Origin of the sequence: Lentzea sp. NPDC051838, assembly GCF_040681245.1 — a bacterium.
Classification (GTDB): Bacteria; Actinomycetota; Actinomycetes; order Mycobacteriales; family Pseudonocardiaceae; genus Lentzea.
Genome location: NZ_JBFAYI010000008.1, coordinates 55931 through 77581, shown reverse-complemented (window position 1 = coordinate 77581; position 21651 = coordinate 55931). Strand labels below are relative to the sequence as shown.

Sequence of the window (21651 nt, the reverse complement as noted above, 5' to 3'; positions counted from 1 at the left end):
CGGACCACGGACGCGATGACGAGCTCACGTTTCGTAACGCGACAGCCGCGACCAACCTACTTGGGGCCGGGTGTCACGTCACCGCGCCTCTACTTAGCCACGCGATCAAGCCACTCGGCCAGGAGGGCCCGTTCCGCTGGAGACAGCATCAGGGGCGGGTCCTCCTCCAGTGCCACCCTCAACGCGATCGCGCGGCTCGGGATGTCCGTCGGCTCGTCCGGTGAGGCGTCCGTCGTGATCGCCCTGATCACCTGTTCCCTGGAGAACGTGATCAGCTCCAGATCGCGTTCCTCTTCGGGCGTCGCGATGAGCGACAGCACGACCCCCATGCCCGCCGCGTGCACGAACTGCGCGGCCTGGTCGATCGGGACGGTCAACCGGCCCACCGCCGCGATGCGGCTGATGATCTCGCGGAGCATCGCGTCCGCCTCCAGCCGCGCCTCGCGCTTGCGCGGCTCGCCGTACATCAGCAGGTAGAACGCGGGCCGCGCCAGGCCGAACCCGATGTGCAGCTCCCACCCGCGACGCAGGTCGTCGACCGGGTTGTCACTGGCGCCCATCGCGTGCTTGGTCGCGAGGTAGTCGGCGAACCCGTAGGCCGCGACGGCGTCCAGCAGGCCGTCCTTGTCGCCGAACAGCCGGTACAGCGTCGGCGCCTGCACTCCCGCCGCCGTCGCGACCGCGCGCGTGGAGACAGCCTCCTTGCCGCCCTCGATCAGCAGCTCGGCCGCGGCCTTCACCAACCGCTCTCTCGTGTCCATGTAACGACGATAACAGATGAGGGGTAGCGGCGATTCGATATCGGTGCTACGTTATTGGTGTTAGCGCCGGAAACACCAGCTAGGGAGCATCGAAATGACTCGCGTTGCGATCGTCACCGGCGGATCGAGGGGCATCGGGCGGGCAGCCGCCGAGCGTCTCGCCGCGGACGGCATGGCCGTCGTCATCGTCTACGCCGGCAACAAGGTCGAAGCCGACAAGGCGGTCGAGGAGATCAAGGCGAACGGCGGCCAGGCCATCGCCGCCCAGGCCGACGTCGCCGACGAGGTGGCGCTCGGCGCGGCCTTCGACCTGGCCGCCGAGACGTTCGGCGGCGTGGACGTCGTCGTGAACTCGGCGGGCATCATGCCGCTCGGCACCGTCGCGGACATGGACCTCGACGTGTTCGACCGGATCATCCGCACCAACACCCGCGGCACGTTCGTCGTCTCGCAGCAGGCCGCGAAGAAGCTGCGCAACGGCGGCGCCATCATCAACGTCTCGTCGTCGGTCGTGGGCCTGCGTTTCCCGCAGTACGGCGCCTACGCGATGTCGAAGGGCGGCGTCGAGGCGCTGACCCTGGTCCTGGCCCGCGAGCTGCGCGGCCGCGACATCACCGTCAACGCCATCGCTCCCGGCCCCACCGCCACGGCTCTCTTCATGGAGGGCAAGGACCAGGCGACGATCGACAACCTCGCGAAGCAGGCACCTCTGGAGCGCATCGGGTCGCCCGAGGACATCGCCGAGGTCATCTCCTTCCTCGCGGGTCCCGCCCGCTGGGTCAACGGTCAGGTTGTTCGTGCGAACGGAGGCATCATCTGATGGGCAAGGTCATCGTTGTCACTGGGGCGTCCAGCGGTTTCGGAGCACTGGCTGTGCGTGCGCTGGCTCGCGCCGGCCACACGGTCTACGCGGGCATGCGGGAGACCACCGGCCGCAACGCGAAGGCCGTCGCCGAGCTCGGCGCGTACGGCACGGAGAACTCGGTCGACGTCCACGCCGTCGAGCTCGACGTGCAGTCGCAGGAGTCCGCGGACGCTGCCATCGCCCTGATCGTGGCCGAGCAAGGCCGCTTGGACGTGGTCGTGCACAACGCCGGACACATGGTCACCGGTCCGGCCGAGGCCTTCACTCCGGAGCAGTACGCGGCTCTCTACGACGTGAACGTCCTTGGCACACAACGGGTCAACCGCGCCGCGCTGCCGCACCTACGCTCGCAGCACGCCGGTCACGTCGTGTGGGTGGGCTCCTCGTCCACGCGTGGCGGCACTCCCCCGTACCTGGCGCCGTACTTCGCGGCCAAGGCGGCGATGGACGCCGTCGCGGTCTCCTACCGCGCCGAGCTGCTGCGGTTCGGCATCGAGACCACGATCGTCGTGCCGGGCGCGTTCACCCACGGCACCAACCACTTCGCGCACAGCGGCACGCCCGCTGACGCCGACACCGCGAAGGCCTACGAGGAGTTCTACCCCGGCCTGATGGAGCAGGTGGCCGGCAAGCTGGCCGAGCTGGAGCCGTCGTGGGCGGACGTCGGTGCGGTCGCCGACGCGATCGTGTCCGTGGTGGACGCTCCGAAGCCGCCGTTCCGCATGCACGTCGACCCGTCGTCGGACGGCGCCGAGATCGTCAACGGGGTGGCTGACCGGGTGCGCGCCGAGCTGCTGCGCCGGGTGGATCTGGTCGACCTGATCTAGAGGTCAAGCTTGGTTGAGGAGCGCGGAGACGGTGACGAACCGGAAACCGCGCTCCTTTAGCTTTTCGATGACCGGCTTGAGCGCCTTACGGGTTTCATCGCGGCTCTGGTACATCGGGTGGAGCAGGATGATCGAGCCCGGCTTCGTCTGGTTCAGGACGTCGGTCTCGATCTGTTGGGCGGACGGCGTTCCCTCGGAGTCCGGCTCCACGTCCCACATGATCGTCTTGCGGTGGTGCTCGCTGAGGTAGTGCGGCAACGCGAAGAGCTTCTTGCCGTTGGGCGGGCGGAAGTGGATCTCACCGGTGTAGCCGGTCTTGCGGATCTCCGCGTCGGTGTCCTCGATCTCCTTGGCCACCGTGCTCGGCAAAACACCGACCATGCGCTTGTGGTTGTACGTGTGGTTGCCGATCTCGTGGCCTGATTCGGCGATCTTCCTGCCGAGTTCCGGATGGCTCGCGAGGTCGCGGCCCATGAGGAAGAACGTGGCTTTCACCTGTTCTTCTTGGAGGACGTCCAAGACCTGCTGAGCGCCTGCCGGGTCCGGGCCGTCGTCGAACGTGAGCGCCACGACCTTCTCGTTCGTCTCGACGCGGTCGACCAGCTCACCGAAGAACTGGAACGTCCGGGAACTGCTGACGTTCCACAGCGTCGCGGCCGCCGCCAGCACGACGACGAGGCTGACAGCGGTGATGATCGTTGGCTTGCGACGCAACCACTTCATGCGTCCATGATCGCCAACGCGGCTTTCCCGACTTTCAGCACCCCGTCGTCGAGCGGCACGCACCGGATACCGCCCTTGCCCCGCAACGCTTTGAAGGCGCCGGGCGCGATCGCCACGTCCATCCAGGCACACGGGTTCGCGGGCCGGTGGACCTCGAACCTGATGTCGCCGAGGCGGAAGACGGTGCCGCGCGGCAGTGAGTCCACGTCGAACCCTCGCACCACGATGTTCCGCCGTGCCAGCAGTGGGTCCACCGGCCACTGGTCCAGCGACTCCGCGGCGATCACCGTGACGGCGGCGTTGCGGTGCGCCGGGTGGTTGAAGTAGCGGTCGCCGACGATGCCGAGGCCTTTCCGGATCTCGACTTCGTCTCGCGATACAGGCCCGGGATCGGGACGAGGGCCGTCCGACGGACGGCCCTCGTAGGCGTGCACGGGTGAGACGTGCAGCGCGACGATCTCTACCTCTCGCCGAGCTGCCATTCCGGCCTCACGTAGTGGCACGTGTACCCGTTGGGGTAGCGCTCCAGGTAGTCCTGGTGCTCCGGCTCGGCCTCCCAGAAGTCGGTCGCCTGGGTGACCTCGGTGACGACCTTGCCCGGCCACTTGCCCGAGGCGTCGACGTCGGCGATGGTCTCCTCCGCCACCTGCTTCTGCGCGTCATCGGTGTAGAAGATCGCCGACCGGTAGCTGGCACCGATGTCGTTGCCCTGGCGGTTGCGGGTCGACGGGTCGTGGATCTGGAAGAAGAATCCCAGGATCTGCCGGTAGCTCAGCTGCTCGGGGTCGAACACGATCTCGATGGCCTCGGCGTGGTTGCCGTGGCGGCGGTAGGTGGCGTTGGGCGTGCTGGGGTCGCCGGTGTAGCCGACGCGGGTGGAGACGACGCCGGGGTGGCGGCGGAACAGGTCCTGCATGCCCCAGAAACAGCCGCCCGCGAGAACAGCCTTCTCCGTCACTGTGCTTCTCCTCTGCTCGGTGTTCACTCAGGAGAACGTTCGGTCTCGGCCTCTTCATCCCCGTCAGGTTGTGACGTAACTATTACGGACCGCGCCTCGATGACCTCGCCCAGATAGCGCATGACGACGGCCACAGCGGCGGCGACCGGAACGGAGAAGAACGCGCCCGCGATGCCGTACAGGCTCGTCCCGGCCGTGACCACCAACAGTACGACCGCCGCGTGCAACCGCAAGCTCCGCGACTGCAGGATCGGTTGGAGCACGTTGCCCTCGACCTGCTGCACCACGATGACGATGACCAGCATGATGATCGCCGTCGTCAGCCCGTTGCTGACCAGCGCCACCAGCACCGCGAGCGCACCGGCGATGAACGCACCGATGATCGGGATGAAGCCGCCGAGGAACGTCAGCGCGGCCAGCGGCACCGCCAGCGGCACGCCCAGGATCACCAGGCCCAGCCCGATGAACACCGCGTCGATCAGCGACACGATCGCCTGGCTGCGGATGAACGAGCCGAGCGTCACCCACACCCGCTCCAGCACCGTCGTGACGTGCCCGCCCGCGCGCTCACCGATCAGCCCGCGCAGCCACGGCGTGAACCGCATGCCGTCCTTGACGAAGAAGAAGGCCAGGAGGAGTGCGACGAGGCCCGTGACCACACCGGACGTCACCGCACCCGCACCGGTCAGCAACCCGTTCGCGATCGACCCGATGCTCGACTTGACCTGTTCCACACCCTGCTGGATCAACCGGTCGAGGTCGCTGCCGCGCAGGTTGAACGGCGGCCCGGCCACCCAGTCCTGCAACTGCTGCACGGCCTTCGTGGCACTGGTCGCGATCTCCGGCACACCAGAAGCGATCGATGCCGAAATCGCCGCGATCACCCCACCCAGCACCGCCAGCCCGACGACCAGCACGATCGTCGCCGACAGGGCCGAGTTGAGCCCCTTCGCCATCAGCCACCGCGCCGGCGGCCACAACACCGTGGTGATGAGGAGGCCCAGCAGCACAGGCATCACCACCACCCAGAGCTGCCCGACCAACCAGAAGACCATCCAGAAGCCGAGCGCGGCCAGCGCCGTCCGCAGACTCCACCGCGCGAGCCAGCTCACGCCGTGCCCGATGGCCTCACCCTTGTCCGCCCACCTGCGATCCCGTTCCACGCCGCACAGTCTGTCGTGATCTAGCCCGAACGGGTGGCAGACCCGCCGTTTTCGCTCCCACAACACTCCCGAACCAGCGCGGCCGTCAGCGGCCCGCCCTCGTCGTGCAGCACGACGCGCTTGAGGTCCTTGGTCCTCGCCAGCGCGCGAAGCCCCTCCGGGAAGTGGTCGGCGCACCACAGGTCGTCCTTGATGCCCTCGACCGCCTCGGGGTTGCGCGCCAGCACCTCCGCGATGCTCGGCCACCGCACCCGGATCAGCGCCCACAACGCCAGCGTGTCGGGGGCGAGCGTGCTGCCTTCGAGCGTCCGCACCGACCGCAGCATGCTGTAAGTGTTGAGGAACAGCTTGATGCTCCTCGGGTTGCCGTGCAGCAACGGCGAGAACTTCCGCAGCGTGTGCTCGGTGTGCTTGCGGGTCTCGCTCGACGCCAACGCCAGCGCCGCCTCGCCCGCCACCGCCTCCCGTTCGGCCGGGCTGAGACTCTCCAGAGTCTCGATGATCGCCGCCTCGCTCCCGGCTTCCTTGATCGCGGCACTCGCGGACGCGACCTGAGGGTTCTCCTCGGTCGCCTCAAGCCCCAGCAGGCTGCCCATGAACGCCTTCTGCGCGCTGCCACCCAGCGCGGGCATCGGCACGTTCAGCTGGAACAGCTTGTCCAGGAACAGGTATCCGAGCGCGCCCTCCACCGCCCCGTCGAAGGTCTTGTAAGCGTGCTCGTAGCTCTGCCGGATCCACGCGCCGTCCGCCGCGACCACGAAGTAGGCCGCTGGCGTGGACTGGACCGCATAGTGGCTGCGCGGTGCGTCACGCACGAGGGTGTGCACGGAGTCGAGGAACTCCACGACGTAGTCCTCGCGGCAGCGATCGAGGTCGTCCACGAAGAACACCACCGGCTTCTTCGACCGCTTGAGCAACCATTCGAAGTGCAGTGCGATCCGCGTCATCGGGTTGGAGTTGGACTGCTCGAACAGCCTCGCGCCACCCGCCGACGCCCAGAGGAGCGCTCGCGCGGCGACCCTGCTCCCCGCCCACAGCAACGACAGGATCGCGATGATCGGGGTGACCCACTTGGCCGGATCCCCGAACGCGGAAGGCAGCTTGGCCGAGAGCCACCAGGCCCCGTAGCCGATACCGGCGGACAGCACGACGAGCAGGATCACCGCCAGCGCATAAGGAGCGCCGGACACGCGGATCCGCGCCCACATCTCGCGGAGGCGGAGCCAGAACTGGCTCCACAGGTTCCGATCTGCCAGAACGTGCCGCCTCAACGTCGTCAGGAGGGCCCACCACGGCGGTGACACGCGCGACTGCTGCCAGGCGTCGAACCACACGACCAGGAACGGGGGTTTCTCCTTCAGCTCCTTGGCGAGAAGCAGAAGAACGCTGCTCTTCCCGGAACCCCAGCTGCCGTCGAGATGCATCAGCAACGAGGTGTGCGGATGTTCCTTCTTCGCTTCACGCAGCCTCGCGTCGAGAACGCGCGCCAACGACTTGCGCCGCAGGAGGTCGTGGGAGGTGGCGGCGTCCGTCGACCACCCGACCTCCACACCGTCCGGCGGAGTGTTGTCCACGACTTCGGGCACGCTCGCAGGCTGGACGGACTCACCTGCCAACAGCTCGCGCAGCCGAGTCACACCCTCGTTGGCGACCGCGGCGAACTCCGTCAGGTCGTTGAACTCGTAGTAGCCAGGCCGCAACCCTTGGCTGGCGCGCGTGACCTCTTGGCGAAAGCCATCCAGCCGCGTGCGTGGGTCGTCGGCCAGCTCCAACTCGTCCAACGGGATCAGGTGCCTCGGCCCCATGACGAGGCAGAGGATCGGCAACCCCAGCCGCACAGCCTCGCGGAACTCCAGATGCAGCAGGGAAAGGCCGTCCGGATTCGCCGGGGACTCCGGGACGAAGCCGTACCGGTAGCCGATGATCACGATATAGGCGGCAACATCCCGCAGCCTGTCCAAGGACGACTCGATCGGGGTGACAGTGATCGCCGATTCGGTCTCCATCGCCACGGCGCGGAGCTGGTGCTCTCGCAGGATCCGCAGCAGGACAGCCCGATGTTCTGAGAGGTCCGCCATCGTGCTCGAGACCATCACAGCGGGGTACTGCTGTGGCGCTGACATGCTCAAATGTCGCGCCACAGCCGTAGCTCGTTACGTCACGCCTGGCCCCAGAAGGCGTCTTCCGAGGCCGGGTCCGCGGTGTAGAGCCAGACCTCGGCCACCTTGCCGTCGGCCACGCGCATCACGTCCACCCCGACGCCGTCCATCGAGGCGCCGGAACGCCGAGCCGTCCAAGCAACCGGCGCGGCCACGACGTCGCCGTTGAGCATCAGCGGAGCGTTGCGGCGAAGCGAGAACGTGCCCTCGGAGACCGACATCATGCCGCCGATCAGCGCGCCCACGGCGTCGGCGCCGCGGTGGCTGCCGGAGAAGCGGTTGGAACCCGGCTGGTGCCACACGACGTCTTCGGCGAACTGGGCCGCGACCGTGGCGAAGTCGCCTGATTCCAGGGCGTCGAAGTAGCGGGTGATGACAGACAAAGGCGTGGTCATCGGTTCTCCTTTGGGCTGGTGTTGCCCTATGCTCACCAAAAGTAACCAATTACCTCAACGTAACTAATGGACGGGTGTGCGCCATGTCACAGATCGTGCCGGACTGGAGCGTGCTGGCGGCCACGTGCCCGTCGCGGACCAGCCTCGCGCGCATTGCCAACAAGTGGACGGCGATGGTGGTGACGGTGCTGGGTGACGGGCGGATGCGGTTCGGTGACCTCAAGACCAACATCGACGGCATCAGCGGCAAGGTGCTCACGGAGACGCTGAGGGACCTCGAGCGCGACGGGCTGGTCACGCGGCACGTGTTCGCCGAGGTGCCGCCGCGGGTCGAGTACGAGCTGACAGAGCTCGGGCTGAGCCTGCACGAGCCGTTGCTGGTGTTGTGCCGGTGGGCCGAGCAGCACATCGCGCAGGTGCTCATCAACCGCGAGCAGTACGACGCTCGCTAGCGGAGGCTCGCGGCGCACTCGAGGACGGTGGTCCGCGCGCTACGAGGCTCCCAGCCCAGCACCGAAGAAGCCTTCGCGTGCGAGTGCGTGTACGAGCGGCCGAGCATCGGCACCAGAGGCCGAAGATCGCGCGCCACCAACGAAGCCGCGCGCACCACGAAGTTCGGCAGCTCCCGTCCCGGCACGTCCAAGACCCGCGCCACGTCCGCCATCCACATGAACTCGCTGACCGCGATGAACCGCTCCCCCGCGGCGTCGGCCGAGGTCATCGCCCGGATGTGCAGGTCGGCCACGTCCCGCACGTCGACGATGTTGAGGCCGACGCGCGGCACGCCCGGCATGCCGTCGAGCATCCGGCCGATCACCTGGACCGAGCCCATGCCCTCCCGGGACTTCACCGGACCGAACACGGCGCCTGGCAGCACCGTCACCAGTGAGGTGTCCTTGTCGCGCATGAAGTCCCACGCGGCCCGTTCGGCCAGCACCTTCGAGCGGCGGTACTCGTCGAGCTTCACGGTGGAGGCGTCCGTCCACACTGTCTCGTCGAACGAACCCGTCGAGCCCGCGGGAGGAGTCGCCGCGGCGCACGACGAGGTCATCACCACGCGCGAAACACCGGCTTCGACCGCGTGCCGCAGCACTCGCAGCGTGCCGTCGCGCGCTGGTCCCACCAAGTCGTCGCCGCCCATCGGCGAGGCCACGTGCAGCACGTACTTCACGCCGGACATCGCCTCGGCCCAGCCTGCGTCGGACATCAGATCCGCCCGCACCACCTCGTACGAACCCGGCACCACCGGACGCCGCGAGCGCACCGTCGTGCGCACGTCGTAGCCCTGGCTCAGCAGCTGCTCGATCGTCCAGCCGGCCACGAACCCGGTGCCGCCGGTCACCAGAACAGTCATCACACACCCTCCGTTTCATTAGCCAGACGGCTAACGAAACTCACTGTAGCATCGCCGCATGACCCGTGCCGCCCAAGCCGAACGCACCCGCGCCCAGATCCTCGTCACAGCGCGCCGGTTGTTCGCGACCCACGGGTACGACGCGACGTCGCTGCAGACGATCGCGGACGAGATGGACGTGACGAAGGCGAACGTCTACTACTACTTCCGCACCAAGTCGGCGATCCTGGAAGCGTTGCTGGACAACAGCATCACGTTCTTCGAGCAGCTCATCGACGAGACCGCGAAGATCAAGGGCAAGCGGGCGCGACTGGAGCACCTGGTCGCCGGGTTCGTCGACCAGGTCGTCCAGAACCGGGCGCTGTCACCACTCGGCCAGACCGATCCGAGCGTGCGCCGCAACGAGCGGATCAACGCGGACCTCGACGCGCTGGCGCAGAAGGCGATGCGGCTGCTCTACGGCGATGAACCGACCGACGACCAGAAGGCGGCGTGGTTCCTCGCGAGCGACGTCGGCCCGGTGATCGCGGGGTTGCGTCACCTGACCGACGACGAGCTGCGCGATGTCCTCACGCGACTATGTCTGCGGGTACTGCGGGTGTGACCGAACCGCGGATCAACCGCCGCACGACCGGCAGCCCGGACAGCCGGAAAGCCATGTCGCGCACCGAGATCCGCCACGCCGACGTCGGCGCCATCCACCCGATGAACTTCCGCCCGAACGCCTGCGTTTCCGCCACGACAGGCTTCATCCGCGCCTGATAACGCTCGAAGGCGCCGTCCACGCCGGCCGCAAGCTCCTCTGCCAGCACGAACGCGCCGGTCATCGCGAGCGACGCCCCGTGGCCCGCGAACAGGGAGACCGCCCCGCACGCGTCGCCGACCAGGACGACCTTGCCGCGATGCCAGACCGGCATGTCCACTTGGGACACCTCGTCGTAGTAGATCTCTTCGGGCACAACGGAAAGCAGCTCGGGCGCGACCCAGCCGAGGTCACCGAAACGCGATCGCAGCTCAGCGGCCGGATCCGCGGGCAGGGCCGAGGACTCGGACCGGTACAACATCAACGCCGCCATCGCCCCGTCCCGCACGGCGTAGCAGCCGATCATCCGGTGCGGCACGGTCAGCATCTGGTACCGGTAGCCGATCCGGGCGCTCAACTCCGCGTCCCGGAACGAGAACGCGGCCGTGTGATGCCCGAGATACCGCACGAACTGCGACGACGGCCCGAACACGAGCTCTCGAACCCGCGAGTGCACGCCATCCGCACCCACCACCAGATCGAAGTCGTCGAAGTCGCTAGCAGAAACCGTTGCACCATAACGAATCGGCGACCGAAGATCATCCCGGATCGCCGCGGCGAGATCCCCGCGCAGCAGGCTGATCACCCCGTCCGCCACCGCTTCGTAAGCAGAGGTGGAGATCTCCGCCCGCTTCCGTCCCCGCGAATCCACGCTCGTCACCGAGGAAATGGGCGCACGACGTGCCTCCAGCGCGGGCAGCAACCCCATCCGCCGCGCCACCTCGTGACCCGGCCCGAAGAAATCGATCATGTAGCCGCCCGCGCGGAAAGACGGCGCCTTCTCGACGACCTGCACCTCCCACCCCGCGCGCTCGAGCCACCACGCCGTCGTCAACCCGGCGATCCCCGCTCCCACCACCAACGCTCTTTGGGCACTCGACTTAGGCATATGCCCAACTTAGCACTACGGGTGCATCTTTCGACTGCTCCGCCCACCGGTCCAGAACCAGAGCCCGGCCACCACGGCCGCGACCACACCCAGCCCGAGCAGCCCGTCCGGGATGCCGTCGTCCGGCTGCCGCTGCGCCGAGGTCGCAACCTCGGGTACCGCGACGCGAGGCGGCAGCGACACCGAGGGGGCGGTCGAAGGCTGCGCGACCAGCGCCAACGGGATCGCCTCCGTGTCGTTGAAGTCGACCTGCCCGGTCGCCTCGAGCACCGTCATGTGGTCGAGCACGGTCTCCATGCAGACCTTGGCGTAGTCGCGAATCGCGGTGTTGCGCGTACCGGTCCGCACGGTGGCGAGGAACTTGTAGACCACACCGTGCGCGGCGCGAAGCCGGTTCGCGAAGACCTTGTCGAACTCGGCACTGCGAGCGGGCGCGGCCGTCATCTCGTTCAGCCAGCCCTGCTGCGACTCGTTCGGCTGCGTCGGCAGCTGCACGTTGAACGTCCGCGCGAGCTCGACGGTCCGGCGGTCCAGGTCGGCGTGCCCCTCGATCAGGTGGCGCCCGGCCTCCTGCACCTTCGGGTTGGCCGACTTCTCCAGCGCCATCCGCCCGGACGGCCCCTCCCACAACCCGGCGAGCGCCACCTTCTGCAGGAGGTCACGACCGGCGGGCCCCATCGGGCCGAACGCGGTCGGCGTGTAGTCGGGCCCCAGATCCTGCGCGAACGCGGGAGGCGCACCGACCAGAAGGACGAGCAAGGTGATGAGCAGTATCCGCATGCCGGGAGGTACGGACAGACCGGCACCCGTCGTCCGTTGCACAGTGCAATGGTTATCTGTTCGTTACCAAAGTCGGACCCTGTAGAACTAGGCGAGTGAGCGATGTCGACGACCTGACCGACGCGGTCCTCACCGCGTCCCGCCTGCTGGTCGCCGTGTCGGCGCGCTCGCTGGCCGCGGTCGAGGAGACGCTCACGCTGCCGCAGTTCCGGATGCTCGTGCTGCTGGAGAGCCGCGGCCCGATGAAGCTCACCGCGCTCGCGGACCTCCTGGAGGTCAACCCGTCCACGGCGAAGCGCATGATCGACCGCCTGATCACGTCCGGCATGGTCGAGCGCGAGCAGAACCCCGCCACCAAACGCGAGGTCGTGGTCGTGCCGAGCATCGAGGGCCGCCAGGTGGTGACCCAGGTGATGGCGCGCAGGCGGGCCGAGATCAGCACGATCGTCGCGCGCATGCCGGAGCACCTGCGGCACGGTCTGGTCGAGGCGTTGACCGCGTTCACCGACGCCGGCGGCGAACCCCGCTGGTCAGCCCGTGACGAGACGCCGGAGCGGACCCGCGACCGCGCGAAAGTCGACTGACTCGTCCAACGCGCGGTGCAGCACCAACCCGTCGATGGCCGCCCCCAACAACAACGCGACGGCGTCGGCGTCCTTCACCTCGGCCGCACGCAGCCACTCGGCCACGCGACCGCGGAAGTCCGCGACCAGCGCGGCCAGCGAGGTCCGCAGCTCAGGAAGCCGGTGCGAGGCGAGCAACGCCTCCGACAACAGCAGCGACTGCGGATCCGTACCGGTGTAGCGAGAGAGGTCTTCGAGCATCTGCTCGATACCCACTGACGGCTCAGACGCCCGCAACACGTCCGCGGACTCCGTGAGCACCCTCTCCGCGAACTGCAGCGCGGCCGTCGACAGCAGATCCGGCACCGACGAGAAGTGGTAGTGCACCAACGCCGCGTTGACGCCCGCGCGTTCGGCCACCAGACGCGTCGTCACCGCGCCCCAGCCGACCTCGCCCACGAGCTGGGCGGCGGCGTCGAGCAACTGTTCGCGGGTGCGGCGACCGCGATCGACAGACTTGGGCACCTGACTAACTTAGAGGTATGTCACGCCTGGGGGCTTTCCACACCACGTCCACCGCTCTGTCCCAGTACAGCGATCACGAGCTGCGCGACCTCATAGCAGCCGCCGAGCCGCTCGGATCCGGCATCGGCGGCACGTCGGCGCTTCTCCGGATCAACGACACGAAGGTCTTCGTCAAACGACTCCCGCTCACCGATCTGGAGCTGCGCAACGCCGGCTCCACCGCGAACCTCTTCGACCTGCCGGCCTTCTGCCACTACGGCGTAGGCCTCATCGGAGCACCGGGCTTCGGCGCCTGGCGCGAGCTGGCCGCGCACACGATGACGACCGACTGGGTGCTCGCCGGCGACCACGACGGCTTCCCGTTGATGTACCACTGGCGAGTGCTGCCGCATCCCGGCCAGGAACTGCCAGAGGAACTCGCCGACGTGGACAAGGCCGTCGGCTACTGGGGCGGCGGCCAGAAGATCCGCGACCGCATCGAGGCCGTGCGAGACGCCGAAGCGAGCATCGCCCTGTTCCTGGAGCACTTCCCGCACAACCTGCACGACTGGCTCGACCCGAGCGACGAGAGCGCCCTCGCCATGGTCGAGAAGCAGCTGGAGGCCGGGACGTCCTTCATGAACGCCCGCGGCCTCCTGCACTTCGACGGCCACTTCCAGAACATCCTCACCGACGGCGAACAGCTCTACTTCGCCGACTACGGCCTCGCGATCTCCGATGGGTTCGACCTGTCCAAGGACGAAGTCCGCTTCTTCGCCGAGCACCAGGACTACGACCGCCTCTACACGTCGACCTACCTGGTGCGCTGGCTCCGGCACGCCCTCGGAGAGGTTCCACAGGGAATCCTCGAACGCCACGGCCCGGCAGCCGAGGTCATGGGTGAGTTCATCCGGAGGTTCCAGGAGAACCCTCAGCTCTCGGCCCGCTTCTGGAACGCCTCCAGCACCTCGACCCAGCCACCCGAGTTGTCCTCGTGAGCCTTCGCCCGCAGCTCCTCCGAGCCGGCCAGCGCCGCGAACCCGCTCTCCACGACGCGCAGCCGCGTGCCGGAGCCCTCGGGCGTCAGCGTGAACTCGACCAGCGTCGTGTTGTCCGCGGTCAGGTCGGCGCCACCGAAAGCGCTGGCCCAGCGGTACGACACGAACGTCTGCGGCGTCACGGTCTCGACCCGCACCGGGAAGTCGCCGTACGTGTCGTTCTTGCACAGCGTCGTCTCACCCTCGACGGCGCTGCCCGACGGCGTGGAGGCGACCCACCACCCCGGCTCGGTCACCAGCTGCCAGACGCGGTCGAGAGAAGCCTCGATCACGGTCTCGCGTTCGATCCGGTCCACAGTCACGACACACTCCCAACGTCCGCCAACATGTGCAACCCCAGAGTTGCACATCACCGAAGCGATGTGCAACCCCGAGGTTGCATCAAACCTCGATCGGAAACGGGTGCAGGTCGACGAACTCGGGAGCGGTCATCCCGAACATCACCGCGTCGTGGTGACGTCCGGCGAAGAACTCGTGGTCGCGCAGCCTGCCCTCCTCCCTGAACCCGAGTTTGCGATGGAACGCGAGAGAGGGCTCGTTGAACGCCCACACGCTCGACTCGCACTTGTGGAACCGCCGCTCGGCGAACATGAAGCTCAGCAGCAGCGTCACCGCTTCTGAGCCGTAGCCGCGTCCTTTGTGGTCACCGCCGATGAAGATGCCGTAGCCGAACCGGCCGGCGCGGTGGTCTGTCAGGAACGTCGCCACCGTGCCCACGAAGACGCCGTCGGCCAGCGACTCGATCGCGAGCTGGAACGCATCGTCGTCCGGCTTCTCGAGCGAGGCCTTCTCGGCCCACTCGCGTTGCCGCGCGTCCGAGAACGGCTGCCGGACCTTGTCCGCCCTCCGCATGTCCAGTGTGTTCTGGTCGAACTTCCGCAACGACTCCCAGTCCTCCGGTTCGACAGCGCGCAGACGGACGACGTTCCCCACCCAGGATGAGCTCATCCGCTGATCAAAGGGCCACCCGTTCGTGTCCGGCAACCGGATTACTACTATCTGCCGGGTGACCGCCTACGACGATCTTGAGCTAGACACGACGGTGCTGCCGGAACGCCAGCAGAGGATCCTGGTCGCCATCCGCGACTGGGTGGTCGAGCACGGCTACTCCCCCAGCACCCGCGAGATCGGCGACGCGGTCGGCCTGAAGTCCTCGTCGAGCGTCTCGAAGCACCTGTCGGCGTTGGAGGACAAGGGTTTCCTCAAGCGCGGGTCGAGCGTGACGCGGCCGATGGACGTGCGGGTGTTCCTGCACGAGACGGCGACGGCGCGGCTCTCGGACGACTCGATCTCGGTGCCCGTCGTCGGTGACATCGCAGCCGGTACGCCGATCTCGGCCATCGAGCACGTGGACGAGGTGCTGAGCCTGCCGCGCGGCCTGGTCGGGCGCGGCAGCAACGTGTTCGCGCTGCGCGTGCGCGGTGACTCGATGATCGACGCCGCGATCTGCGACGGCGACACGGTCGTGATCCAGCAGGCGCAGGAGGCGTACAGCGGGCAGATCGTCGCCGCGATGATCGACGAGGAGGCGACGGTCAAGGTGTACCAGCGCCGCAACGGCCACGTGTACCTCGAGCCGCGCAACCCCGACTACCCGGTGATCGACGGCGACAACGCCGTGATCCTCGGCATCGTCGTCTCAGTGCTGAGGAGCGTCTGAGAACAGCTGCTGGGCGACCGACTTGCAGACGGCGGCGCCCTGCAGGTGCGTCTTGCCGACGTAGCGCGTCAGCACGGCGAGCGACCAGCCTTCCCAGACGGCGAGGCACGTCACCGTCCAGGTGGTGGTGTGCAGGGTCCAGCCGTTCTTGACGGCGAGCGGTTTGCCCTGCAACGCCGGGGCCTCCGCGATGCCGAACCGGTTGTCCGGGGCGACGGTGCGCATCATCTCCAGGAGCTTGTCCCTCCACACCGGACTGATGCCTGGCCCGGACACGATGCATTCGCCCAGCTTCACCGCGTCCATCGCGGTGACCTGCGTCTTGGACCACCAGTTCGGCGTGATCGTTGTCCGGGTCAGGGCACACGTGGTGATCATGCGACGGATGCTCGCCTCGCTGCCCAGGTTCAGGTAGAGGCGCTGGGCGACTTTGTCGTCACTGACGTGGATCATCCGCGCGATCGCGGCTTCGTCCGCAGCTGTCACGTTCGAGTTCTGCGAGGCAACCCAGTCGAGGGCGAGCCACACCTTGATCATCGACTCCGTGTTGGTGTGGATGCTGCCGCCGCTGAGCTCGACCCCGTTGCCGCGCAACGCCCACGCGAACTCGCCGTCGAGCTGGACGGTGACGTGCGCAGGGTTCGGGTGCCATCTGCGTTCGACCAGTTTGGACGGTGGCGGGTCGATCGGGCGCGGCGGCGGTGCCGGCACCTCGCACGCGGTCAGCAGCAGCAAGGCGAGAACGATCAGTCGCTTCATGGCGGCGATGCAAGGCCGACCGCGGTGAAAGAACGACGAAAAGGCGGTCGCGGCCCAGTTCGGCTGGACGATTTCACGGCGTGCGGACGGCGTCTTCATCGAACTTTCACAGGCTTCCCGCAAGATTGAGCGGTGAGCGCGCGCATCCTGGTGGCCGAGGACGACCCGAAGCAGTCGCACCTGATCAAGGCGTACCTGGAGCACGAGGGCCACAGCGTGCTGGTGGCGCGCGACGGGCGGGTGGCGCTGGACCTCGCGCGGTCGCGCACGCCGGACCTGGTGGTGCTGGACGTGATGATGCCCGAGGTCGACGGGCTGGACGTGTGCCGCGTGCTGCGGGCCGAGTCGCGGGTGCCGATCCTGATGCTGACCGCGCGGTCGACCGAGGCCGACCTGCTGCTCGGCCTGGACCTCGGCGCCGACGACTACGTGGTCAAGCCCTACAGCCCGCGCGAGCTGGTGGCGCGCGTGCGGGCGTTGCTGCGGCGCTCCGGGGTCGAGGAGGCGGACGGCCCGATTCGCGTGCTCGACGTCGAGGTCGATCCCGAACGGTTCGAGGCGCGGATCGGCGGCGAGCTGGTGCCGTTGACGGCGAAGGAGTTCGAGCTGCTGCGGGTGCTCGCGTCCGCGCCGGGCAAGGCGTTCACGCGCGGCCAGCTGCTGCAGGAGACGTTCGGGTTCGACCACAACGTGCAGGAACGGACCGTCGACGCGCACGTGATGAACCTGCGCCGCAAGATCGAACCGGACCCGGCGGTGCCCCGGTACGTGCTGACCGTGCCCGGCCGCGGTTACAAGTTCGCCGGATGAGCCGGTTCGCGCTGAAGGTCGCCGCGCTGGTCGTGGCGACCGTCGTGATCGCGGTGGCGGCGACGGCGTTCGTGACGGTGCGCGAGGCGACCCGGCAGGTCGAGAAGTCCGCCGAGATCGCCTACCAGGAGCTGGAAGGCGTGGTGCAGGAGATCACCATCCGAGGCCTGGTGGCGGGCCAGTGGGACGGCATCGACCAGGTGCTGCCGCCGCTCGCCGCGCGGCTGGGGCAACGGGTCCGGGTCGCGCTGACCGACGGCACGGTGCTGGCCGACACGCGGCCCGGTACCGAGCCGCGGCAGACGGTTCCGGTGCGGACCCGGCCGGAGACGGACTTCGGCAACTCGGACTTCGCGACCAAGATCCTCGTCGACCTCCAGCGCGAACTGGACCTCGCCCGGTGCGCGTACAAGACCGGCGGCAAGGTGCGGGTCGTGACGCGCGAGGGCGGCGTACCCGGCTTCGAACCCGTGGCGATCTCGGGCACGTGCGCCAAGGACAACGCCTACCTCCAGATCAACGAGACCGTGCCGGCGTGCGGCGAGGACGTGGCGTGCGTCAACCGGGAGTTCGCGACCCGGCTCGCGCAGCTCACGCCACCGCCCGTGCTGGTGCAGGTCGGGACGATGGACCAGCCGCAGCAGCCGCGCATCTCACTGACCCCGATCCTGCTCGGCGCCGGGCTGGTGGCGTTGCTGGCGCTGGTCGCGGCGTTGCTGATCAGCCGGCAGGTGTTGCGCCCGATCAACGCGCTGGTGGCGTCGACGCGCCGGGTGGGAGCAGGTGACCTGTCCGGACGGGTGCCGGAGAAGGACAGTGGCGATCTCGCCGAGCTGACGCGAGCGTTCAACACGATGGCGGACTCGTTGCAGCGCATCAAGGAACAACAGCACACCATGATCGCGGACATCGCGCACGAGCTGCGAACTCCCCTGGCGAACATCCGCGGGTACATCGAGGGCGTGCGCGACGGGGTGCTGCCGGCGGACGACGAGCTCTACCAGTCGTTGCACGAGGAAGCCCTTCTGCAGCAACGACTGATCGACGACCTGCAGGAGCTGGCGCTCGCCGAGTCGGGCTCGCTGGTCTACCACATGTCCACAGTGGACCTGTCGGAGCTCGTCGTGACCTCGGAACCCGTTGTCGTGCGGGCGGACCGGGATCGGCTGCGGCAGGTCATCCGCAACCTCGCCACCAACGCGAGACGTGCCGGCGCCGACGTGGTCACGGCGCGCGGCAGGCTCGACGGGGAGTGGGCGGTGATCGAGGTCGCCGACAACGGCCACGGCATCGCGCCCGAGCACCTGCCGCTCGTGTTCGACCGGTTCTGGCGCGCGGACACGGCCCGTGGCCGGGACACGGGCGGACGTGGGCTCGGGCTGGCGATCGCCCGGGAGATCATCACCGCGCACGGCGGGACGATCTCGGTGGCGAGCGAGGTGGGTGTCGGCACCACTTTCACGGTGAGATTGCCCCGCTAGACGACGGCTCAGAGGACACCCCAGTCGCGCTCTCGCAGGTGGTCGACCACTGCCTGGACCGCCGCGGCTGATCCTCCGCGCGTCACCAGGTAGAGGGTGTTCAGCGGCGGGATCTCCGGGTGGTGCAGCTGCTCGACCGATCCGGCGGTCAGCGCGGGTTCGACGAGGTAGCGCGGCAGTGCGGACACCCCCGCACCGGCGATCACCGCGGCCAGCACCCCTCGCAGGTCTCCGATGATCACCGCGGTGGGGTTCTTCGGGCGTTTGCCGAACTCGCTGCGCCAATACCTCCGGATGATCGGCAGCTCTTCCGAGTAGGCGACGAGCGGCAGGTGTTCGAGAGCTCGCGCGGGGTCGTCCGCCAGCAGCTCGCGGTCGATCGTCCTGGCCAGGATCGGTGGCCCGACGAGCAGGAACTCCTCGTCGGTGAGCGGTGTCGCGGTGAGTCCCCCGCCCGGCCGGACCGCGGACAGGACGACGTCGAGCTGTCCGGACTTCAGGGCGTCGAGGAGGTCGTCCGCGAGGCCGAGCGTGATCTCGAAACGGATGCCGCGCCGGATCAACGGGGTGAGCACGGGCAGGCCCCGGACTGCCATGAACTCGGCTGCTCCCCCGACCCGCACGGTGCCTTCGAGGGCGGGCGCGGGGTCGAGCGCGGTGCGCAGCTGGTCGACGTGCGGCCCGACGCGGCGCGCCAGTTCGTCGGCACGCGGTGTGGGCGTGACACCTCGGCCGCCCCTGATGAACAACGGTTCGGCGAGCTCTTTCTCCAGCTTGGCGAGCTGACCGCTGACCGCGGGCTGAGTCAGGCCGCGCCTCGTCGCCGCTGCCGTGAGCGAGCCGCCCCGGTAGATCTCCAGGAACGTCGCCAGCAGATCGAGGTCTGTCAACTTCACGGCCATAAGACAGCTTATAGCTCCGCCGACGTGCCCGCTGAATCTGTGATGGCATGGTTGTCATGAAGAAGCTGCTGATGGTTGTTTCCGGTGCCTCCGCACTGACGCTGGCGGACGGCACGAGCCACCCCACCGGGTTCTGGGCCGAGGAGGTCGTCGAGTCGGTGCGGGTGCTGCGCGAGGCGGGTGTCGAGGTCACCGTCGCGACGCCGGGCGGTGTCGTGCCGACCGTCGACAAGGCGAGCCTGGACGGCCGGTTCGACGAGGTTGTCGCCTCGCTCGAGGATCTGCGCGCTCCGGCTGACCTGACGTCGATGAAGGCCGAGAACTTCGACGCGATCTACCTGCCCGGCGGCCACGGTCCGATGGCGGATCTGGCGTTCGACAAGACGCTGGGCGCGCTGCTGGCGGACTTCGCGGACAACGGCAAGCTGGTCGCGGCGCTGTGCCACGGGCCGGCCGGGCTGCTGTCGGCGGTGCGCCCGGACGGCACGTTCGTGTTCGCGGGCAAGGAGATGGCGGTGTTCAGCGACGAGGAGGAGCGCCAGGGCGGCCTGGACGTCCCCTACTCGGTCGCCGTCCGGCTCACCGAACTGGGCGCGAAACTCGTGGCGGGTGAGCCGTGGTCGAGCACGGTGGTCGTGGACGGCGGGCTCGTGACGGGTCAGAACCCGCAGTCCACCGTGGCCACCGCGACGCGCGTTGCCTCGATGCTCTAGGCCAGGGCGGCCGCGATCCGTTGCAGCAGAACGGGTTCGTCGGCCTTCGTGACCGGAAGATCGGACGGCGCGTTGTCCCAGTCGACGTGGTCCAGCTCCAGCAGGGTCTTGCGGTCGAAGTCGAGCGCACGGGCACCCAGCTCCGGTTCCAGCAGGTCCATGACGAGCCCGGTGTTCACGGTGGTGCGCTCGGCGAGCAACGCGGCGTCGTAGAGGTCCTTGGCCTGCGGATAGCTGTCCGTCACGAGCCACTGGAGCTTCCACGCGAGGGAGAGCTCCTGGTTCGCGGCGAGCAGCGTCGTGCCGGCGATCCGCAACGGCTCGGGCTCGATCGGCAGGTGCTCGTTGAACACGAAGTCCAGTTGGATCGCGCCCTGCGGCAGACCTTCGACGTCGAACGGGAACACGATCCGCCGTCCCGGCACCCGTTCGTAGGTCCAGATGTGCTCGGTCCTGGCCTGGTAGCCGCGCAGGCCGGGACCGGGGTTGTCCTCGACGAGCACCTCGAGCTCGTCGAACAGCCGGTCTGCCTCCCGGCCGTCCACCGCGATGCTGCGCGGGACCACCACGAAGTCGAGGTCACCCGGCTCTCGCGCGGCGTCGCCGAACCACTCCTTCATCACGGCGCTGCCGCGCAGGACGAGGTGCGGCTGCCACTCCGACTCGCCGATGAGGTGCAGCAGGTGCGCCATCGCCTGGCGCCGCTGCCCCATCCACCGCGCACCCTGCTCCTGGTCGCCGAACCGCGGGTCGCCGGCCCGGAACGCGTGGCGGAGGTGCTTGAGCGCGGGGTCGAACACCGCGCGCTGCTCGATGTCGTGGCTCGGCTTGATCGCGAGCGGGCGGAAGGTGTCCGGAAAGCCGTCCACCCCGGCCGGTGCCCGCCGCAACCGCTCGTCGTGACTGCCGTAGTCGTAGCGCGCCTCGAACCAGCCCTTGTCGACGTGCAGCGCGTCGTCGTCGACGACGTACTCCTCCTCGACCTCCAGCACCTCGAACGGTTTCAGCGCCTTCATCAGCGCCGCCAGCCGCGCCTTCGCCGTGTCGCGACCCACCCCGAAGCACCGCTGCGTGACGAACCGCTCGTCCCGGTAGTCCTCCCTGATGCGGCGCGCGTTGCGGGAGATGTGCGCCTCGTGACCGTCGACCGCGCGCAGCAGGTCCGCGTACCAGTCGTGCCACTTCCCGGACATCAACAGCTTCACGTGGTGCTCGAAGTACAGCTGGGGATCAGCCTCGGTGTCGCTCTGCGGCACGCCCTCGTTCCACGGCGGCGCCTCGATCTTGACCCGGAGCACGTACAGCTCGGCCGCCAGCATCTCGCGCCGCCAGCCCTCGGCCGTCGCCCGCACCTCGTCGATCGTGCCCTTGACGCCGATCGTCAGCATCGGCTGCACCGGCGTCTCACCCTTGTGCAGCTCGATGTGGCTGAACTTGACCTGGTGCCGCTCCGCGAACTCCTTGAGCTCGTCGGCCTGCCACTCCGAGCCGGTCAGATGTAACTCGAACTCTCCCGAGAACACCG

26 protein-coding genes are annotated in these 21651 nt (G+C 68.3%); 10 read left to right on the top strand and 16 right to left on the bottom strand.

Annotation, left to right across the window (positions count from 1 at the left end):
• Positions 1–89: 89 nt before the first annotated feature.
• Positions 90–761, bottom strand: a complete 672-nt coding sequence (locus tag AB0M24_RS20275) for a helix-turn-helix domain-containing protein (RefSeq protein WP_363769593.1) — start codon at positions 759–761, stop codon at positions 90–92.
• A 94-nt stretch (positions 762–855) separates the two neighbouring features.
• Between AB0M24_RS20275 and AB0M24_RS20270 the strand changes: the two genes are divergently transcribed.
• Together AB0M24_RS20270 and AB0M24_RS20265 are read left to right on the top strand one after the other, a co-directional pair.
• Positions 856–1581: an SDR family oxidoreductase gene (locus AB0M24_RS20270; protein ID WP_363769590.1), complete on the top strand. Its 726-nt coding sequence runs from the start codon at positions 856–858 to the stop codon at positions 1579–1581.
• Positions 1581–2453 carry an SDR family NAD(P)-dependent oxidoreductase gene (locus AB0M24_RS20265; RefSeq protein WP_363769587.1) on the top strand — a complete coding sequence of 291 codons (873 nt, stop codon included), beginning with the start codon at positions 1581–1583 and terminating at the stop codon, positions 2451–2453. The genes AB0M24_RS20270 and AB0M24_RS20265 overlap by 1 nt, the downstream gene beginning before the upstream one ends.
• 3 nt (positions 2454–2456) lie before the next feature.
• Here AB0M24_RS20265 and AB0M24_RS20260 read toward each other — a convergent pair whose 3' ends face one another.
• The 6 genes from AB0M24_RS20260 to AB0M24_RS20235 are packed head-to-tail and all read right to left on the bottom strand — an operon-like array spanning position 2457 to position 7851.
• A complete protein-coding gene (locus AB0M24_RS20260; protein ID WP_363769584.1) occupies positions 2457–3176 on the bottom strand; it encodes a polysaccharide deacetylase family protein in 720 nt (239 codons plus the stop codon).
• Entirely contained in the window at positions 3173–3658 is a 486-nt protein-coding gene (locus tag AB0M24_RS20255; protein WP_363769581.1) for an MOSC domain-containing protein, read from the bottom strand. The genes AB0M24_RS20260 and AB0M24_RS20255 overlap by 4 nt, the downstream gene beginning before the upstream one ends.
• On the bottom strand, positions 3637–4134 hold the full coding sequence (gene msrA, locus AB0M24_RS20250) for a peptide-methionine (S)-S-oxide reductase MsrA (RefSeq protein WP_363769578.1): 498 nt from the start codon (positions 4132–4134) through the stop codon (positions 3637–3639). Before msrA ends, AB0M24_RS20255 begins: the two co-directional genes overlap by 22 nt.
• Before the next feature lie 23 nt (positions 4135–4157).
• Positions 4158–5297: an AI-2E family transporter gene (locus AB0M24_RS20245; RefSeq protein WP_363769575.1), complete on the bottom strand. Its 1140-nt coding sequence runs from the start codon at positions 5295–5297 to the stop codon at positions 4158–4160.
• A 20-nt stretch (positions 5298–5317) separates the two neighbouring features.
• Positions 5318–7420 carry a P-loop NTPase fold protein gene (locus AB0M24_RS20240; protein WP_363769572.1) on the bottom strand — a complete coding sequence of 701 codons (2103 nt, stop codon included), beginning with the start codon at positions 7418–7420 and terminating at the stop codon, positions 5318–5320.
• Between the two features lie 35 nt (positions 7421–7455).
• Positions 7456–7851 carry a nuclear transport factor 2 family protein gene (locus AB0M24_RS20235; RefSeq protein WP_363769569.1) on the bottom strand — a complete coding sequence of 132 codons (396 nt, stop codon included), beginning with the start codon at positions 7849–7851 and terminating at the stop codon, positions 7456–7458.
• Positions 7852–7934: 83 nt separating this feature from the next.
• Between AB0M24_RS20235 and AB0M24_RS20230 the strand changes: the two genes are divergently transcribed.
• Positions 7935–8303, top strand: a complete 369-nt coding sequence (locus AB0M24_RS20230) for a helix-turn-helix domain-containing protein (protein ID WP_363769566.1) — start codon at positions 7935–7937, stop codon at positions 8301–8303.
• On the opposite strand, the gene AB0M24_RS20225 is transcribed toward AB0M24_RS20230, so the two are convergent.
• Positions 8300–9205: an NAD-dependent epimerase/dehydratase family protein gene (locus AB0M24_RS20225; protein WP_363769563.1), complete on the bottom strand. Its 906-nt coding sequence runs from the start codon at positions 9203–9205 to the stop codon at positions 8300–8302. The two genes, AB0M24_RS20230 and AB0M24_RS20225, sit on opposite strands and share 4 nt — an antisense overlap.
• 58 nt (positions 9206–9263) lie before the next feature.
• On the opposite strand from AB0M24_RS20225, the gene AB0M24_RS20220 reads away from it, so the two are divergent.
• Complete coding sequence (locus AB0M24_RS20220) at positions 9264–9809, top strand: helix-turn-helix domain-containing protein (RefSeq protein WP_363769560.1); 546 nt, start codon at positions 9264–9266, stop codon at positions 9807–9809.
• Here AB0M24_RS20220 and AB0M24_RS20215 read toward each other — a convergent pair.
• Both AB0M24_RS20215 and AB0M24_RS20210 read right to left on the bottom strand, forming a co-directional pair.
• Entirely contained in the window at positions 9775–10896 is a 1122-nt protein-coding gene (locus tag AB0M24_RS20215; RefSeq protein ID WP_363769557.1) for an FAD-dependent oxidoreductase, read from the bottom strand. The two genes, AB0M24_RS20220 and AB0M24_RS20215, sit on opposite strands and share 35 nt — an antisense overlap.
• Positions 10897–10911: 15 nt before the next feature.
• Complete coding sequence (locus tag AB0M24_RS20210) at positions 10912–11718, bottom strand: DUF4142 domain-containing protein (RefSeq protein WP_363769554.1); 807 nt, start codon at positions 11716–11718, stop codon at positions 10912–10914.
• Positions 11719–11771: 53 nt separating this feature from the next.
• On the opposite strand from AB0M24_RS20210, the gene AB0M24_RS20205 reads away from it, so the two are divergent.
• Positions 11772–12260 (top strand): MarR family transcriptional regulator, encoded by a 489-nt coding sequence (locus AB0M24_RS20205; RefSeq protein WP_363769551.1) that lies wholly within the window; start codon positions 11772–11774, stop codon positions 12258–12260.
• On the opposite strand, the gene AB0M24_RS20200 is transcribed toward AB0M24_RS20205, so the two are convergent.
• Positions 12207–12764, bottom strand: a complete 558-nt coding sequence (locus AB0M24_RS20200; protein WP_363769547.1) for a TetR/AcrR family transcriptional regulator — start codon at positions 12762–12764, stop codon at positions 12207–12209. The two genes, AB0M24_RS20205 and AB0M24_RS20200, sit on opposite strands and share 54 nt — an antisense overlap.
• Before the next feature lie 17 nt (positions 12765–12781).
• Here AB0M24_RS20200 and AB0M24_RS20195 point away from each other — a divergent pair, with 17 nt between their 5' ends.
• Positions 12782–13741, top strand: coding sequence for a hypothetical protein (locus AB0M24_RS20195; protein ID WP_363769544.1), 960 nt, complete (start codon positions 12782–12784; stop codon positions 13739–13741).
• On the opposite strand, the gene AB0M24_RS20190 is transcribed toward AB0M24_RS20195, so the two are convergent.
• Entirely contained in the window at positions 13675–14103 is a 429-nt protein-coding gene (locus tag AB0M24_RS20190) for an SRPBCC domain-containing protein (RefSeq protein WP_363769541.1), read from the bottom strand. The two genes, AB0M24_RS20195 and AB0M24_RS20190, sit on opposite strands and share 67 nt — an antisense overlap.
• Before the next feature lie 79 nt (positions 14104–14182).
• A complete protein-coding gene (locus AB0M24_RS20185) occupies positions 14183–14749 on the bottom strand; it encodes a GNAT family protein (RefSeq protein WP_363769538.1) in 567 nt (188 codons plus the stop codon).
• A gap of 58 nt (positions 14750–14807) precedes the next feature.
• Between AB0M24_RS20185 and lexA the strand changes: the two genes are divergently transcribed.
• Complete coding sequence (gene lexA / locus AB0M24_RS20180; protein ID WP_363769535.1) at positions 14808–15461, top strand: transcriptional repressor LexA; 654 nt, start codon at positions 14808–14810, stop codon at positions 15459–15461.
• Here lexA and AB0M24_RS20175 read toward each other — a convergent pair.
• Positions 15441–16220, bottom strand: coding sequence for a hypothetical protein (locus AB0M24_RS20175; protein WP_363769532.1), 780 nt, complete (start codon positions 16218–16220; stop codon positions 15441–15443). The genes lexA and AB0M24_RS20175 overlap by 21 nt on opposite strands.
• A gap of 132 nt (positions 16221–16352) precedes the next feature.
• Here AB0M24_RS20175 and AB0M24_RS20170 point away from each other — a divergent pair, with 132 nt between their 5' ends.
• Together AB0M24_RS20170 and AB0M24_RS20165 are read left to right on the top strand one after the other, a co-directional pair.
• Positions 16353–17030 carry a response regulator transcription factor gene (locus tag AB0M24_RS20170; RefSeq protein ID WP_363769529.1) on the top strand — a complete coding sequence of 226 codons (678 nt, stop codon included), beginning with the start codon at positions 16353–16355 and terminating at the stop codon, positions 17028–17030.
• Complete coding sequence (locus AB0M24_RS20165) at positions 17027–18511, top strand: HAMP domain-containing sensor histidine kinase (protein ID WP_363769526.1); 1485 nt, start codon at positions 17027–17029, stop codon at positions 18509–18511. Before AB0M24_RS20170 ends, AB0M24_RS20165 begins: the two co-directional genes overlap by 4 nt.
• Positions 18512–18519: 8 nt before the next feature.
• On the opposite strand, the gene AB0M24_RS20160 is transcribed toward AB0M24_RS20165, so the two are convergent.
• Positions 18520–19407, bottom strand: coding sequence for a LysR family transcriptional regulator (locus AB0M24_RS20160; protein WP_363769523.1), 888 nt, complete (start codon positions 19405–19407; stop codon positions 18520–18522).
• A gap of 62 nt (positions 19408–19469) precedes the next feature.
• Here AB0M24_RS20160 and AB0M24_RS20155 point away from each other — a divergent pair, with 62 nt between their 5' ends.
• Entirely contained in the window at positions 19470–20126 is a 657-nt protein-coding gene (locus AB0M24_RS20155) for a type 1 glutamine amidotransferase domain-containing protein (RefSeq protein WP_363769520.1), read from the top strand.
• Here the strand turns inward: AB0M24_RS20155 and AB0M24_RS20150 are convergent.
• Complete coding sequence (locus AB0M24_RS20150) at positions 20123–21649, bottom strand: nucleotidyl transferase AbiEii/AbiGii toxin family protein (RefSeq protein ID WP_363769517.1); 1527 nt, start codon at positions 21647–21649, stop codon at positions 20123–20125. The two genes, AB0M24_RS20155 and AB0M24_RS20150, sit on opposite strands and share 4 nt — an antisense overlap.
• Positions 21650–21651: the final 2 nt, after the last annotated feature.